General features: G+C 52.6%; 9 protein-coding genes and 1 pseudogene. 9 read left to right on the top strand and 1 reads right to left on the bottom strand.

The window, feature by feature from the left end:
• Positions 1 to 33: 33 nt before the first annotated feature.
• Positions 34 to 1,431 (bottom strand): hypothetical protein, encoded by a 1,398-nt coding sequence (locus tag CF137_RS01415; protein ID WP_139717395.1) that lies wholly within the window; start codon positions 1,429 to 1,431, stop codon positions 34 to 36.
• Positions 1,432 to 1,740: 309 nt separating this feature from the next.
• On the opposite strand from CF137_RS01415, the gene CF137_RS01410 reads away from it, so the two are divergent.
• From CF137_RS01410 to CF137_RS01370, 9 genes and pseudogenes are all read left to right on the top strand, one after another.
• Positions 1,741 to 1,953, top strand: coding sequence for an AlpA family phage regulatory protein (locus CF137_RS01410; protein ID WP_139717393.1), 213 nt, complete (start codon positions 1,741 to 1,743; stop codon positions 1,951 to 1,953).
• Positions 1,954 to 2,270: 317 nt separating this feature from the next.
• The gene (locus CF137_RS01405) at positions 2,271 to 3,149 is read left to right on the top strand and encodes a YagK/YfjJ domain-containing protein (protein WP_139717391.1); all 879 of its coding nucleotides are present in this window, start codon (positions 2,271 to 2,273) and stop codon (positions 3,147 to 3,149) included.
• A gap of 154 nt (positions 3,150 to 3,303) precedes the next feature.
• Positions 3,304 to 4,145, top strand: a pseudogene (locus tag CF137_RS01400) (IS5 family transposase); the annotation flags it as partial.
• Between the two features lie 217 nt (positions 4,146 to 4,362).
• On the top strand, positions 4,363 to 5,034 hold the full coding sequence (locus CF137_RS01395; RefSeq protein ID WP_139717389.1) for a vWA domain-containing protein: 672 nt from the start codon (positions 4,363 to 4,365) through the stop codon (positions 5,032 to 5,034).
• The gene (locus CF137_RS01390; RefSeq protein ID WP_139717387.1) at positions 5,034 to 5,726 is read left to right on the top strand and encodes a PP2C family serine/threonine-protein phosphatase; all 693 of its coding nucleotides are present in this window, start codon (positions 5,034 to 5,036) and stop codon (positions 5,724 to 5,726) included. Before CF137_RS01395 ends, CF137_RS01390 begins: the two co-directional genes overlap by 1 nt.
• Positions 5,727 to 5,731: 5 nt before the next feature.
• Positions 5,732 to 7,132: a protein kinase domain-containing protein gene (locus CF137_RS01385; RefSeq protein WP_139717385.1), complete on the top strand. Its 1,401-nt coding sequence runs from the start codon at positions 5,732 to 5,734 to the stop codon at positions 7,130 to 7,132.
• A gap of 6 nt (positions 7,133 to 7,138) precedes the next feature.
• Positions 7,139 to 10,537, top strand: a complete 3,399-nt coding sequence (locus CF137_RS01380) for a DEAD/DEAH box helicase (RefSeq protein ID WP_139717383.1) — start codon at positions 7,139 to 7,141, stop codon at positions 10,535 to 10,537.
• Positions 10,521 to 12,011, top strand: a complete 1,491-nt coding sequence (locus CF137_RS01375) for a hypothetical protein (RefSeq protein WP_139717380.1) — start codon at positions 10,521 to 10,523, stop codon at positions 12,009 to 12,011. The genes CF137_RS01380 and CF137_RS01375 overlap by 17 nt, the downstream gene beginning before the upstream one ends.
• A complete protein-coding gene (locus CF137_RS01370) occupies positions 12,011 to 14,467 on the top strand; it encodes an AAA family ATPase (protein ID WP_139717378.1) in 2,457 nt (818 codons plus the stop codon). Before CF137_RS01375 ends, CF137_RS01370 begins: the two co-directional genes overlap by 1 nt.
• Positions 14,468 to 14,564: the final 97 nt, after the last annotated feature.

Raw genomic sequence — 14,564 nt, 5'->3', positions numbered from 1 at the left:
TCATTACCAAGAAGTGAACCATAAGATGCGCATTCATCTTTTTTTCTTCGAATATCGTCTTGCAAATTTTGACTTTGACTTTTTTGTGTTTTTTTTAGTTGTTTGCTCAGAACTCACTACCGAAGCGGGATAATATATATCCCGTTCCTTATCAAATACAATACCAAAGCCATTCCTCTTTCGCCTGGAGACATTGATAGCTTTTCTATACTCTGCCTCAATAACCTCTGTAATCAACTGCCTCCTGGTTAGTTCCTCTCTAAGCTTACGTTTCTCGCTGTATAACCGCTCAAATTGCGCCCTCACTGCAGGCGTAACATCAAAGGTCAGTTGCCTCACCTCTTCGGCCGACCGCTGCTCCTTACTTCTTTTCGTGCTGTTAGCTGACCTTATGCTTTTCAAAAGGTCATCGATTTGATGGTGCGTCATGGAAAACGAATTGAGCAGTGCGATTAAATAAATAACCTTCTCTTTCTTGTCTTTTGCGGATGCGAGCAGTTCAGAAAACCACCAACATGATTTGATGGATGAAAACACCGTTTTCGACAAACGCTCGACGGTATGGTCATCTGAGTAAACCAAATTTGCTAGCTTGTTTGACAACCGTTCATCAATGGCCGTTAACGATAACTGTTCAGCTCCAAATATTATTGCAGCGATGGCTTTTTTACGTGTGCGTCTTGCTACCTCATCGGTGAGTGCAGACATAATAGTTGAGTCAATGAGCACCTGTAGTACTCCGCCTACAAGATGATTATTGTTAACGAGTAATAACCTCTCACCATGCAACGAAAAAAAGATGTCTGCAATGCAATTGCTTCGTAACGCCATGTTGCTTTCATCACTATCAGAAATTTTCATGAGATTAATGAAGACTACTGACAATGTGTCTATCGAAGGCATTTTCTCAAAAGCGCCCTCAATAGGATAACTTTCCTTTTCCAACACTTCGGCAAAGTATGACAGGACTGTTTGTATATACGTGTCAACATCCTCTTGCGAGAGTGTCTGGCTATATATGTTTGTTGCGTAGACCATCTCGCCAACTGAGCGAGGCAGCCACTCCTGGACAAAAAAGTCAAACCGCTCCAGGTCAACACTGGCGCTTTCAAGTCTAAATGCGTCATTTCTTTTATTTATTGGAACCAGTTGCCAGAGCATGTTCTTCCCAACAAAGCGATAGTGGCACACATCCTCAAAGTGAATATTTTGCTGAAATAGAGAGGTCGAGGATATTAGGCTTCCTCTTTTATAAATCAGGTATCGGTAGATAAGGTCGTATACTGCACTTTCTTCCCGCCCCACGATGGATGACATTACACGTTTATATGCATTGTCACATTTATATTTCATCGAGCCCCCAGCCTTGATGTTGGACGGGAAAGAAAAACAATGATAGATAAAACCAATAACTCTGCGCTCGATATTCAACCCACCCTCCCCAATCTAATTGTCAGGCCTGATATGACTGTGTCACCTAGGTGCTAGATGGCTTTTTAGGCGTGGCCTTCACAGCCAAATCCCCTCATAGACTTCCTACCCCAACGCGATGTCAGTCACACTGACTATCGCATGAGTTACCCCTCAAAGACACCCTATGCATCACTATCCGCCCATCTTGCGGCCTGTTATAACAGGCCATCCTTAACTTGCTGTCGCGGCCTTACCCCCTTAAGGCCAGTTTTTTCTAACCTCGCTTTCCTTCTGGTGAACGAAACCCCCAACTACCAGGAGCTCACCATGAACACCTCAATCAAAGTACTTCGTATCGATGATGTTGCCCAAAAGACCGGCCTCGCTCGTTCGACTATTTACGACCGCATCAGCAAGAAATCCCCTCGCTATGATTCGTCTTTCCCTAAGCAATTTAAGCTAGGCTTGGCAGCTGTCGGCTGGCTTGAGCATGAAATTGATGCTTGGTTATATGCAAAGGCATCGATGAGAGATGCTTAATTCAAGCCTGGAAGGCTCCATAAGTTAATCGGCGTAGACCTTGTTGTTATCCATGTAAAAATGCTTTCTCTTCTATATATGCCACTACTAATAATTATCGAACATTCGAGAAATCAAGCTGGATGCTATTTAAGGGACTTATGTTATTCAATTCATTCAATTAATACCATTCATATTCAATTATCCATTTAAATTCATTTCAATTAACACCATTCACATTCAACTTGATCAATATCATTCAATTAAATTAGCGTTAACTATACCAATAGGATTGGCATCCACCAATCCTATTGCCACTCTTCATTGAGGGACTACTCATGCCTACAGATATCCTAGACTTCATTAAAGACTTAGAGTCTAACCATCCATTATTTAGTATCCATGCTTTCCAAAAAGCAATGGATGCAGTAACCAAACACTACTATCAATACCAAGAGGCTAAAGCAGCTCATCCCTCTGTAGAGCTATTTCTGAAATCCTTCTATCAATACCGAGACATTAATATATTTGACGAATGTTTATCTGCTGAAGCACGAAGTGAACTTTTGACTGAGCTACAATACGTTCTAGACGATTTCATGAGTGAGCTGATGTCACCGCATCATCAGAAGCGTCTACGCAATCTGAGACGCTCTGAGCTGCGTAATAGCACAAGTATAAAATCGTATGTGGATGACCTGTTTGCCCAGTATGCAAAACTACTGGTTGTACGAGTTGATTTTCACTTTAAAGACTCAGTGACTATCGAAGAGGCTCAAGAGGAACGAGAGTGGTATTTACGCTCGGTTAAGCGAGAGTACAAATCACTGGTCGGTTATGTATGGAAATTAGAGTATGGCAAGCACCGGGAATATCACTATCACATTGCATTCTTCTTCAATGGCAATTTTGTGCAGAACGATATCCGGTTAGGCCGTTTGTTGGGAGAAGCTTGGAAGGCTGGTAGTTATCACAATTGCAATGCTGATAAGCGGAAATACGATGAATGGGGTACGTGCGGTATTGGAGAGGTGCATTGGGATGATTTGAGCAAGCGAGGAAGGCTATTAGATAACGCCCTGAACTATTTGTTAAAAATGGATGAGAGGTTACTGGCTACGATGTTTGAACGCTCCCGTAGCGTAGGCAAGATGGAGGTGCCTCACAGAAGCAGGAAAGGGGGAAGACCCAGGGTTCTCAGGGGCCCTCGGGAGTAGTATCTTATTGGCTCCCGACTTGGAACCACGAATGACAGTACAGCAACTTGCCAGAGCCACACGCAGTGTATTTGAGCTGCACCACGAGAGCCTAAGGAAAGTGCGAACAAGTCTCTGATGTGAGATCACGAGCCCCACTTGACATCAGGGATGAGGTTCGTTGACCATCGGGATGGACGTACAAGCCATTAAGCAGTGGCATTGCCAGGTCCACCATGGCCGCCGAGGGCGGGGGTTCCACTACAGTGACACCGCCATTGAGACTGCCCTGATGCTAAAAGGCTTTGCCGCTGCGCGCCTTGGAAGGCTTCATTAACTCGTTGTTCCAACTGATGGCTGTGCCTTTGCAGTCGCCGGATTACAGCTCTATCAGCAAGCGCGCCAAAACCGTCGACATCAAGTACCGCCTCCACAGCCAAGGCCCGGTGGCTTATCGGGTCATCGATGCCACCGGCCTCAAGGTCTATGGCGAAGGCGAATGGAAAATTCGCAAACACGGCAAGGAGAAGCAACGAGTGTGGCGCAAGCACCTAGCGGTGGATGCCACAACCCATGCGGTCATCGCGGCTGAAGTCAGCCTGGGGACGGTGGCGGATAACGAGGTGCTACCGGCATGGCTCAACCCCTTGCGACGCAAGATAAAACAGGTCAGCACCGATGGTACGTACGACACCAAGGCCTATCTGCGCTACTGAAAAAGAGGGGGGCGACAGCCACCATACCGCCGAGAAAGAATGCGGCGCTGTGGGAGGAGGGTCATCCCCGCAACGAGGCGGTGACGGCGCTCAAGTCGGGTGAGTTGAAGCAATGGAAGACAGACTCCGGCTATCACCAGCGCTCGATAGCAGAGACCGCCATGTACCGGTTCAAGCAACTCATCGGGCCAAAGCTGAGCCTGCGGAGCTACAACGCCCAGGTGGGCGAAATCCTGGCTGGCGTGAAGGTGATGAACAAGCTAATGGGCTTGGTATGCCTGTTCGCCAGCCAGTGAATTGAGTTGTCTCGACGGCTTAGGGAACGGCTATCCAACGGCTGATTTGATCAACAACGCCGGTTCATGATGAAGGGGTGACCCACTTATTCGCACCTTCCCTTGTTGACCTGGATGCTGTCGATTTTATAATTCTGCACTTAAGCAATTTATTAATAACTATTTTTTACAATTGCCATGCAACTCGCTAGAACTTCGAGAGAATAAACAAGGAAAGTCCCCATGTCAGAGCTCAAAAAATTCCAGGTCCAAACTGCGCGCCCACTACCGATCATCGTGCTGGCCGATACCAGCGGAAGCATGTCGGTAGACGGCAAGATCGAAGCTCTGAACAAAGGGCTCAAGGACATGATCGCCAGCTTTTCAGGTGAGAGCCGCCTGCGCGCTGAGCTCCAGGTCAGCGTGATCACCTTTGGCGGCAGCCAAGCTGAGTTGAACCTACCGCTGACCCCTGCTCATCAACTGCAAAGCTTTACGCCGCTGCTTGCAGAAGGCATGACCCCACTAGGCGGTGCCCTGTCGTTGGCCAGCCAGATGATCGAAGACAAGGACTGCATTCCTTCTCGCGCCTACAAGCCGGTAATCGTGCTGGTATCCGATGGTTACCCCAATGATGACTGGCAAGGACCCTTTGCTCGTCTGGTCAATGGTGAGCGCTCCTCTAAGGCCACTCGTTTTGCCATGGCCATCGGCGCTGATGCGGATGGAACCATGCTCGAAGATTTCGCCAACGACCCTGAGGCACCGCTGTTCCGTGCCGAGAATGCCCGCGATATTCACCGATTCTTCCGTGCTGTGACCATGAGCGTCAGTGCGCGCAGCCAGTCGGCCACACCTAATCAAACTACGCCCTTACAGATCCCCAGCGCTGACGATCAAGACTGGGAATTCTGATGCCTCTGTTGGCAGGTGGGGCATCCGTGCGAGGCCCCTCGCATCAGCTGGATTGTGCGCAGAATCAGGATGCCTTATGCGTCAGCGGTAGCCGAGGTGGTTGGTGTGTTGCTGTGGCTGATGGACTAGGCAGCCGGCCGCTTAGTCATATTGGCTCGCAGAAAGCCGTCCAGCTGTTCAGGCAGTTGGCCCGCCAGCAACAAGACATGCCGCATGGTGGGGTTGTCCCTGCTTTGCGTGATGCCTGGCTGGCGCATTTTGGTGACTGCTACAGGGATCATGAGACGACCTGTCTGTGGGCTAGGGTGGATGCATCAGGACAAGGTGCGGCTGGTCAGGTTGGGGATGGCCTGCTGCTGGTCAGAAACCAGGGAGTGTTTCAGGTACTGACTGATCTGCGCCAAGGCTTCGGCAATCAGACCACTACTTTGGCGCAGGCTAATTCGCAGGGTTACTGCAGCACAGAGCTTGAGTTGAGCAAGCCGGGTGACGGCGTGTTGCTGATGACGGATGGCATATCGGATGACCTGATTCCAGAGCAGCTGGAGCCATTCTTCGATGCGGTCTACCAGCGCCAGTTGCGCTGCAGCAAACGCCGCATGCGCCAGTGGCTGACACGAGAGCTACACGGCTGGTCCACACCTCGTCATGGCGACGACAAGAGCATCGCTGGAATTTTCAGAACGGATTGAAGCAGATGAAAGCTACTACGACAGCGCAACAGAAGCGCGTGGTGCAGGACACCAAAGGCTCGGTTTATGAACTGAGAGAGGAATTGAGCCGCGGTGGTCAGGGTATCGTCTACCGGACTCAGTACCCCCAAGCTCTGATCAAGGGCTTTATCAACAAAGATGAGCAAGCCCGTCAACGCTGGCATCGCCATATCACTTGGCTGATTCACCAGAACCTCAGCGATTTGAAACTGGCTAGGCCGCTGGTACTGCTGGCTGAGCCGCGCTTTGGCTATGTCATGGAGCTGATGGATGGTCTGGTTCCGTTGCAAGGCCTGCTCGACAGCTTCATCAATGCAGAAGATGAGGCGTCTGCCGATTATCTTCGGCAGGGTGGACTGCGCCGGCGCATCCGTATTCTGAGCCAGCTGGCCAGAACACTGAATCAATTGCATGCGCGCGGCATGCTTTACGGCGATCTATCCCCGAGCAACATCTTTGTATCGGATGACCCCATCCATGCGGAAACATGGCTGATCGACTGCGACAACATCAGTCTGGAAACGCACAGAGGCCTGACTTTGCACACGGCTGACTATGGCGCCCCAGAAGTGGTGCGTGGTGACGCGCTGCTGTCCAGTCTGACGGACATTTGGAGTTTTGCTGTCATCGCCTATCAGTTGCTGACTCATAACCACCCCTTTAAGGGGGAGTTGGTCAGTGATGGGGAGCCAGAAGAGGAGGAGGCCGCGCTGCGCGGTGAACATCCTTGGGTAAATGACTCCCTGGACGATGCCAATCAGTGCTTTGCCAACCTGCCTATCCAACTGGTAGAGCACAGCAAATTACCTGCACTGTTTTGCCGTTGTTTCGAGCAGGGGCTGCATAGTCCCTGCGAGCGTCCAAGCATGGCTGAGTGGCTCGAGGCGTTGGCGGAAATTGACGAGCGCCTTTACTGCTGCGCCGGTTGCGGCGGCGCTACCTTGCTGCCTGCGGAGCTTGATTCACTCGATAAGGCGTCATGCTTTTTCTGCGACGAACCTGCCGATAGCCGGCTGGTGTTGTTCGAGGAGTTTATCGCTCTGCCGGACGAAGCAGAGGGTTGGTCTGAGGAGGCAGGCTACATGATTGCCACCGGCCGTAAGGTATGGCTGCAACCGGGGGGCGATCTGGAGCTCAAGCGTTTGATGCCCACTTTCAGCTACGACCGCTGGCCTGCGGACCATCTTCGCATCGAGTACTCCGCTCAGGGGCTCGGCATCCACCCGCTGCAGAGCAAGTTGCATCTGCAGCGGGGCTCAGCGAGGAAGCCACTGGAGCGTTACCAGGGGCTCAAGGAAAGTCTGCGCGGACAGCACGAGGAGCCCTATCGGCTACATGTGGGTGATTTGAGTGAGTCCCATGTCATTTGGCAGTTCCGGTGGTGATGAGATATGGAATTTAAAGACTTTTCCCTGCTGTCCGAGGACGTGCTGGCGCTCTCTACAGATGAGCTCATCGATGGCTTTCAGGCTGGTCAGGTGATCTTTCTCCAAAGCTATCAGGATGAGTGGCTGGCGATTCAGGGCGACTTACGTGTCAAGGTGAACTGCGCTCCGGCTGACCATGCTCTTTTTAGCCGCCTGGTAATGCGCGATCAGAGCCGCTGGCTGCTGACCAGCAAACAGAGTGGCCAGCTACTGGTGCAGTACTGCACACCAGTCGAAGTGTCCGCCATGCAGCTTGACCTTGGGGTCGACGAGCTAATTGCTGATGATCTCTACGGAAAGCAGGAAATCGCCGATAAGAACATCGACCTTGCCTGCCGATGGTTCGCGGAGCAGTTCCTGGTACGTGGGCTGGCCGAGGGTGACTGGCTCACCGTCGCGCGCTTTAGCAACAGCGCCTCCAAGGGAGCCTTCCAGCTGCTGGGCAAGGGTTGGCGCGCTGATGTGGATCAACGGCAAGACCGTGGACTGTTGATCAAGCGCCTTACCCGCCACTCGCGCCGTGACGGCGCGTTCTCATTGCTGATCGGCCAGTTTGAGTTCCGTGATGCCTCTGTTGCCGCGGTTCTCAACAACGCCAGTCAACAGGCGTTGTTGGATGCAGCGCTGCGCGACAGTGCCAGTTATTTGGAATTATGGAATCTCTATAACGACAAGGAATGGCAGAGTGCATTGCAGCAAGCCGAGACCCTGCGTTCACTGCGATTTGTGCAATGTGAGGGCTGCGAAGATGGACGTGAAAACCTCTGGCGTCTGACTCCGAAGTCACAGGATGAATACCGGGAGTTTCGTCAGCGTTGGCGCAATCTCGAATTGCCAAGCGACACCCAGTTTGACCTGGGTACTGAGCGGCCAGACTGGGCGGAGGAGCTAAGCACCGACGAGTCAAAGGCAACTGCGAGTACACCGCGCGGCACCATACGTTTTGAACCTGACTGTGTTGTATTCAAGACTGCCTCGAACCGGCGTGATATTCGCCCGAAACAGGCTGAGGGTTGGCTTTACCTTTCACTGGCAGGCCAGCGCTCCGTAGGCAAGCGGCGCCTTGCGGCGAAGCAGTCCATTGACTCGGGCAAGCGCTTGCCGCAGTTGAAGTGGCTCTTAGAGGGGATTGCGGTGCCGGCAGCCCGGCGGCGCCCCATCAAAGGGCTTACACCCTATGCGCAGGAAACCTTCAAAGGGGGGAAGCCTACAGAGAAACAGGAACTGGCCCTAGATGCTGCTCTCAACACCCCGGACCTGGCCATCATCATTGGCCCACCCGGTACAGGCAAAACGCAGGTAATCGCTGCGCTGCAGCGTCGCTTGGCTGAAGAGACAGAAGAACGGGACATTTCCGCGCAGGTCCTGATCAGCAGCTTTCAGCACGATGCTGTAGACAACGCTCTGGATCGCAGCGATGTGTTCGGTTTACCTGGAGCGCGCGTAGGCGGTAAGCGTGGCGCGAGCGATGAGGCGTCACTGATCGATCCCTGGCTTGAGCGACATGCAGCTCATTTGCAGGAAAAAATCACTGCGGAGTACAGCAAATACCCAGAGCTGGAGTTCATCAGGGATTTGTCGACCAAGTTAGCGCTAGCTCGAGTTGTCGGTGCATCGCTAGCTCAACAGGCGGATGTATTCGGCCGCATTTTGGATGGGCTGCAAGGTTTGGATCAGAGCGGTCTGGTATTGCCACCCAGGCTGGAAAGTCAGCTCGAAGACTATATCGAGCGACTAAAGAATCAGGCGCCAAGCGTGGCCGAGAGCCGGCCAGATGGACAAGCCTTGCGACGCATTCGAGCGCTACGTGTCGAAATCTCTTCATTTAGCGACGATGGTCCTGATCGCGCCTGGGATTTACTCACTTGGTTGAAGCGTTATGGTCAAGGCAGCAGTGCCGAACTGCTGACATTGCTGCAAGATGCTGCGGATAGCTCGCAACTTTCTGAATCTGCCTTACAGGAGCTTGCGGAGTACCAAGCTCGTCTACTCGAACAGTATTTGCCCGACTACCGGCCTGCGGAATTGAGGCGTCAGGCGGACCCAGAGGGTCAAGCTCTGCTTGATGAAGTCGACAGGCATCTAGAGAGCAAGTTGCGTCAGCGCAAACAGGGTGTGGCTTGGGTGCTGGAGCAGCTAGCCGATAGCTTGGCGATGGACCGCAACGCTGCTCAGGCTGTTGTTAATGAGTACTCCATGGTGGTAGGCGCAACCTGCCAGCAAGCAGCAGGCCGGCAGATGGCGAGCCTGAAGTCAGTGGCTGGATTGGATAGCACCGATATTGAGTTCGACACCGTGGTGATCGATGAGGCAGCGCGTGCCAACCCTTTGGATCTGTTTGTGCCGATGTCCATGGCGAAGCGGCGCATCGTCTTGGTGGGCGATGACCGGCAGTTGCCGCACATGCTCGAACCTGACATTGAAGGACAACTGCAGGATGAGCACGATCTGACCGAACTGCAATTGGCCGCGTTTCGCTCCAGCCTGTTCGAGAGAATGCGCATGAAGCTGCAAGAGCTGGAGAAACAGGACATGATTCGCCGGGTCGTGATGCTGGATACCCAATTCCGTATGCATCCCATACTAGGGAGTTTCGTCAGTAAACAATTCTACGAGGCCGTTGGTCTAGGGGTAGTTCACTCTGGCAGGGCTGCGGAGGATTTTGTCTTCTCACAGGATTTTCTGAACGATCTGGGGGAGCTTGAGCTGCACTACCGAGGCCGGGTATGCCAATGGATCGACGTCCCCGTTTCTCTGGGCAAGGACCTGCGCCCCAGAACCGGGATGAGCCGGATCCGGGATATTGAGGCTCAGCGCATTGCTGAGGAAGTGATAAAGCTGATGCAGGCCGGAGGTGACAGCCTTTCTATTGGCATCATCACCTTCTATGCTGCGCAACGTGATTTGATCATGGAGAAACTCGCTGAGCAGCGGATAGACGGGGTTGCGTTGATGGAGCAACGCAACGGTGCCTATGAGCCCCACGAGCATTTCAAGTGGGCCAGAAAGGTACGAGGCGATGGCTCAGTCAGCCTCGAAGAGCGGTTGCGAGTGGGCTCCGTCGATGCCTTTCAAGGCAAGGAGTTCGATGTTGTCTTGCTGTCGTGCGTACGCACCTATCAGCAGGCAAGACTGGGGCAATCGAGCGGCGATGTAGTCGCTGATCGTGAGAAGCAATTGAATCGCCAGTTTGGCTTCCTGCGTTTGCCGAACAGAATGAACGTGGCCATGAGTCGCCAGCGGCAAATGCTGATTTGCGTGGGTGATTCGGCACTGGCAACCAGTCCCGAGGCAGAGGAGGCGGTGCCAGCATTGGCGGCCTTCTACCTGATGTGTGGAGGTGAGCATGGCAGTGTTCGTTGAATCCGGCACATATCTCAGCTTCGGAACTACCCCGATGGGCAAGAAAAAGGCGGTGCTCTGGCCAGTGCTGGTTCATCGAGTGCTTTACCCAAACGCCAAGCGGCCTGAGTTGAATCTATTTCAGCGTGCGGTACTCGGGTTGATTCGTGCATGCACTGTCCGCGATGAGGCCATGGCCGAGCTGACCGGGCTTCACCAGAACCTGATTAAACTGATTTTGGCTCAATGCGTGAGTAATGGCTGGTTGGTAGAGAGCGCTCAAGCATTGACGGCCAAGGGTGAGCGCCTGCTAGACGACGAGGAGACAGACGACGCCAACCTGAAAACTGGCTATTTGCTGCAGGATACGCTGACGGGGCAGTTTTGGCCGCGCCTGGTTGCCCAGCTACATCCACTAGAGCCAAAGGACCCGCTGGCTCACTACCCAGAATTCTTTGGTGAAAGAAAGACCGGGGATACCATCAAACCGTACATGATCGCGAGAGGGAGAGCTGATCTGCCAGCACTCGATCATGAGTCCCTGACACTCGCCTACCGGGATTATCGTGAAGATTATCGAGCCAGCCAGCAGCTTGACCAAGGCAACCAACTACCGAAACAGATCAGTTTGCAGGGGGTGCAGCGGCTGGATGATGCACCGCAATCTGCGCGGGTACTTCTCTGGGTTATTGCTGATGACGATGGTAATGCTCTGTGGTCAGTCAAAGATCCATTTGAACTGCGAAAAAGTGCTTGGTGGCTGCAGGACACACTTCTGCAGGCGATTGAGGGTGACGCCAAGCTGCTCGCACGTCTTGAACCATTGGTGAGTATGCCGTGTGCCGGCAATCAGAGTGTCGAGCAATGGTTAGAGGCATTGCGCAAGCAGACAGAGCTGCAGGTGCTAATTGAGTTCCCATGGGTTGAACGCCAGCCTGACATCAGGCGGCATTTGGCCGCACTACTGGTGCGCAGAGAGAAGCTCCATCAAGGTGACAGCCACGGCCAAGAGCTGGATGCGGCGATGATGGAGTGCCAGAAGCTGCTGGAGGTTGTCATGCAGTGGCTGATTCGCACGTATCCAACCGATGCTGGGCTGCTACCAAAACAGCAGCGGCCAGATCCAAAGCTCAATCAGCGGATTCTCTCAGAGTTGCAGATTCCTGCATTCACTGAAGATGTCATCAGGCTACTGTCTAGGCAGAAAATCAATCAAGTTGTCAGGGCCTGCGCTAGGCCAAGTGACTCACTCAAGGCACTACTGTTTGCCGCAGCAATGGGCACTCTTCAGGCGCAGCAGCACCCCCTTAAGATACTCGGTGATCGCGAGCTGCAGTTGGCCAAGCTCCTGGAACTCGCAAACCTACGTAACCAGAGCAGTCACGCCCAGAGCAGTTTTACCGGACGAGAAACAACTCAAATCACCAGTTGCATGGCGCTGGACAGTATTCAGTACGCCCTGAGCTTCACCGCATGTTTTAAGGAATGGATGTAATGAGGAAGAAGAACTCGAATAAATTTGGTCCACAGCAGATTCCAGCGGCGGTGATAACTCCTGCCATGGCAAGGGCTTCACGCCCTTCTTTGGAAAAGCTGGTTCCTGTTTGGAGCGCTTCTTTTGAGAGCGCGTCCAAGGTCTATCAGTCGTTCAATATGAGCTTGGAAATCCAGGTCGACTTAGACTGGTTGCACAGTGTTTGCGTGCGTTTTGAGGGGGACACAGATCTGGTTCGTTGGATTGAGCAGTTTGCTGATGCCTGTAGAGAGCTGCTGAAGTTCAAGGATCGCCTATGTGATGAGGCTTCAGAACGTTGGTGCGAGGCTAACAAACTAGCGTCCACTGTTGAAGTTCGAGAACAAATCATTGCTACAGAGCAACAAGCGCTTGAAGTGGAGAGAGCAACGTTGGCTCTTGCTCAGGCCGATTTTGCTGGCGAACAAAAAGTGCTGGCCAAGAGGAAATCGGAACTGCTGGATGCTGAGCGCTCACTCAACATGCGTGAAACAAATGCGCAAGCCGGCTTCGTCGAGCAAAACGAAGATGCGTTGCGCCAGCTTGAGGATCGCCAGCGTCAGATGGTTCAGCAGCATGAGATTCAGTTACAGCAGTTGCAGGAGGAGAAGCGCCTACTTGATAGCGAGCTTTCTTTGGTCGCCCGACGTCTGGCTGAGGTCAAATTTAACTGTACCGAGGCAGAGGCTGAACGCGTTAGTCAATTGGATCAGCGCGAGCACGAAATCAAGCAAAGCAAGATGGAGCTAGATCGTGCGCGCAGCAGGCTTGATCGCGAGTGGTCCGAAATTAAAACGGCAGAAGTGGAAATGGAACAGCGCATTGCCACTGAAATGGAGGCAGAGCGTACGATCCATGCTCAAACCATTTCTAGCTTGGAAAGTCAGCGTGATAGGGCCTGGAATAAAGCTGGAGAGTTAAAGAGACAGCTAGCGGATATGCAGGAGCTAAAACTGGAGCTGGGTGAGCGAACAGGTAGAGAGATTCTGGAGCAGCTTGACAGCCTGAACCAGGAAAACAAAGTCCTGAAGCGTGACCTAGAACAGTCGGACACTGCTGAGCTTCAGCGGGAAAATGAATACCTACGCAACAGCAAGGCTGACCTGGAACGGGATCTTTCAGTTCTGCGACCCGAGCTCGATGAGCTGCGGCGAGAACTGAGCAGCAAGCGCGTCGCATCGACTGAGTTGGAGGCTGTTGCGCGTGAGAAGCGAGTGTTGGAACAACACAAAAATACGCTGACAGTGCATATAGATGATCTGGAAAGCCGCATTGATCAACTGACCAGCGCACAGAAGACACTGACGCCATTCCCGGCAATGTCGCTGATGGACTCGGATCGTGAGTACCGAGTCAGCATGGAGCTTGAGGATGTGTCAGATCTCAAGTTGTTTGCCGAAGAGCTGCAGCACCGGATTGCCAAGGCCGAAAAGCATGTAGAGCTATTCTATCCACTCGAAGATATTCGCGTACTGCTTGGCGGCTTGGCCATGAGCCAATTGCATGTCCTCCATGGCATAAGCGGGACTGGCAAAACAAGTCTGGCCAAGGCTTTTGCCAAGGCAATGGGGGGCTTCTGCACGGACATCGCCGTCCAAGCCGGTTGGCGTGATCGCGACGATCTACTGGGGCATTACAACGCTTTCGAGCGGCGCTTTTACGAGAAAGACTGCTTGCAAGCTCTGTACAAGGCTCAGACCCCTCGCTGGCAGGACACCTGTAACGTCATCCTGCTGGATGAAATGAATCTATCTCGCCCCGAGCAGTACTTTGCCGAGTTCCTCTCCGCGTTGGAGAAGAACAATCGGGACGAACGCTTGATCAGTCTGTCCGAGACGGCCCTACCAAATGCGCCCACGATGCTACATGAGGGGCGTAAAATCTTAGTGCCAGGAAATGTTTGGTTCATTGGCACGGCCAATCATGATGAAACTACCAATGAACTGGCTGACAAGACCTATGACCGTGCTCATGTGATGACACTGCCTAAGCAGGATCATCGTTTTGATATCAAGAAAATTGCGCCGGCGAGCTACTCCTATCGTTCCCTTCACAAGGCATTTGTCCGAGCTCGCACAGAGCGAAAGACGGAGGTCGCTGAGTTGCTACAACAAATGACTCGGGCCACTTTTACTGAGCAGCTGAGTAGCCAATTTGCGCTTGGGTGGGGCAATCGTTTTGAGAAGCAGGCTCTGGACTTCATCCCGGTGATGCTGGCAAGCGGCGCCTCTTCAGGCGAGGCGCTGGATCACTTGCTGTCTACTCGAGTCATGCGTTCGGGCAAGGTAACTGGTCGCTACAACATTGGTGCTGAAGCAGTCCGAAGCTTGAAGGACGCCTTAGAGACTTTCTGGATCAAGGCTGCCCTTGATGGAGAACCGAGAAAATCTTTCGATATGCTGGATGCAGATATTCGACGCCTAGAAGGTCGTAACTAATGTGGCTTGACAGACTCACAGGGGAGCAATGTCGTCAGCTACCACCTGTAATCGAGCCGGGGCGCTATCAGCTTGCGGCTAGTGGCCCTGTCTTCAA

Origin of the sequence: Aeromonas sobria (assembly GCF_006243315.1) — a bacterium.
Lineage (GTDB): Bacteria > Pseudomonadota > Gammaproteobacteria > Enterobacterales > Aeromonadaceae > Aeromonas > Aeromonas sobria_A.
The sequence above is the reverse complement of the archived record's forward strand: the minus strand, read 5'-3'. Positions and strand labels throughout refer to the sequence as shown.

Coding starts and splice junctions, on each gene's coding strand:
- CF137_RS01385 (WP_139717385.1), top strand. CDS start 5,732: ATGAAAGCTACTACGACAGCGCAACAGAAGCGCGTGGTGCAGGACACC.
- CF137_RS01380 (WP_139717383.1), top strand. CDS start 7,139: ATGGAATTTAAAGACTTTTCCCTGCTGTCCGAGGACGTGCTGGCGCTC.
- CF137_RS01375 (WP_139717380.1), top strand. CDS start 10,521: ATGGCAGTGTTCGTTGAATCCGGCACATATCTCAGCTTCGGAACTACC.
- CF137_RS01370 (WP_139717378.1), top strand. CDS start 12,011: ATGAGGAAGAAGAACTCGAATAAATTTGGTCCACAGCAGATTCCAGCG.
- CF137_RS01395 (WP_139717389.1), top strand. CDS start 4,363: ATGTCAGAGCTCAAAAAATTCCAGGTCCAAACTGCGCGCCCACTACCG.
- CF137_RS01410 (WP_139717393.1), top strand. CDS start 1,741: ATGAACACCTCAATCAAAGTACTTCGTATCGATGATGTTGCCCAAAAG.
- CF137_RS01405 (WP_139717391.1), top strand. CDS start 2,271: ATGCCTACAGATATCCTAGACTTCATTAAAGACTTAGAGTCTAACCAT.
- CF137_RS01390 (WP_139717387.1), top strand. CDS start 5,034: ATGCCTCTGTTGGCAGGTGGGGCATCCGTGCGAGGCCCCTCGCATCAG.